This is a genomic window from Acidiplasma cupricumulans (assembly GCF_001402935.1).
GTDB classification, from domain to species: Archaea; Thermoplasmatota; Thermoplasmata; order Thermoplasmatales; family Thermoplasmataceae; genus Acidiplasma; species Acidiplasma aeolicum.
On sequence record NZ_LKBH01000158.1, the window covers coordinates 1 to 1,439 of the forward strand.

Below are 1,439 nucleotides of genomic sequence, written 5' to 3' on the forward strand. Positions count from 1 at the left end.
GGAAAGGCAGTGCTTGCAGGTAAAACAAATTATGACATGTCTGGCAAAAAGGTGCTCCTTGTTGACGACATCACCGAAACTGATATGTATGATGATGCTGCTATTTCAAAAACACATTTTAAATGGACACTAATAGCGGGCATTGGTGATTTTCTTGATGCCGGCATGCTTGCAGGAACAGGTATAACACTTCTTGCAATTGGAACCTTACTGCATTTTACCACTATAGAAGATGGCTTGCCAGCATTAATAACACTCCTTGGAGCCGCATTTGGTGCACTGTTTTTTGGCAGGCTTGGTGATAAATTTGGAAGGAAGTACATATATCAGATAGATATGATATTATATGGTGTTTCCGCAATTCTGCTTGCAATTACGGGAATATTCTTATCAAGAATTTTTAATATAATATGGGCCATGATATTCTATGCACTGGTTGGTATAGCCGTTGGTGCCGATGTGCCAACTTCATGGAGCCTTATATCAGAATACTCACCAAAAAATTACCGTGGAAGGCTAATGAGCATAACAACTATAATGTGGTATGTTGGTGTTCTTGTTGAGCTTGCAGTGGCAATATTATTATACAATACAGGTATGGTTTTATTCAGAACAATATGGATAATGCTTGGTGTAATAGCATTTATTAGCTGGATATTGAGAAGAAGTTTAACGGAATCACCAAGATTTGATATAATGAAAGGCAATAAAAATGACCTAGAAAGATCTGCAAAGATGCTACATATAAATATAAATTCTGGAAAAAAGGAAAAATTGAGAATAAGAAGTTATAAAGAGCTATTCAAAAAATATGGATATTTTATGCTTTTAGCATGGTTTTTATATTTAATGTGGGGAATACCCGCCTCAACCTATGGAGAATTTTTCCCTTATATATTTAGCTCCATACATATAGTAAGCATTAGGGACACATATGCATTTGAGGCCATATATTTTGGAAGTGCAATAGTTCCTGGCCTTTTAATATTCTATTATTTATCTGATAAAATTGGGCGTGTACCATTATATCTTACAAGTGCGGTTATGTCCGCATTATCATTCTTTTTATTAATATACCCTCCGTTCTTAAAGAATGTATATGTACTTTTAACATCATTTTTATTATTTGGTATAGGCCAGGGTCTTGGAGTATGGCCAACAACAAGATTGCTATCCATAGAGCATTTTCCAACCAGTTTAAGAAACTCTGGGCAGGGATTTGTGTGGTTTACAATGAGATTTGAGGCGGGCATATTTGGGTTATTTACACCATTAATAGTATCTATAGGCATTGTATATATAGGCTGGATTGCAGGCACCTTCTTTGCACTGGCATTTATTGTTGTAACATTATTATACATATTTAAGCCAGAATATGTAAAAACAGAAAGAAAATCGCTTGAGGAAACCTCAATTGATGCACCTGAAGAACTTTAATA

At 35.2% G+C, this 1,439-nt stretch carries 1 protein-coding gene; it reads left to right on the forward strand.

All coding sequences use genetic code 11. The features are described 5' to 3' along the window. Positions 1-1,437 (forward strand): MFS transporter (locus tag AOG55_RS04485; RefSeq protein WP_236688972.1); only part of this gene is annotated, 1,437 nt, incomplete at its 5' end. Positions 1,438-1,439 lie beyond the last annotated feature (2 nt).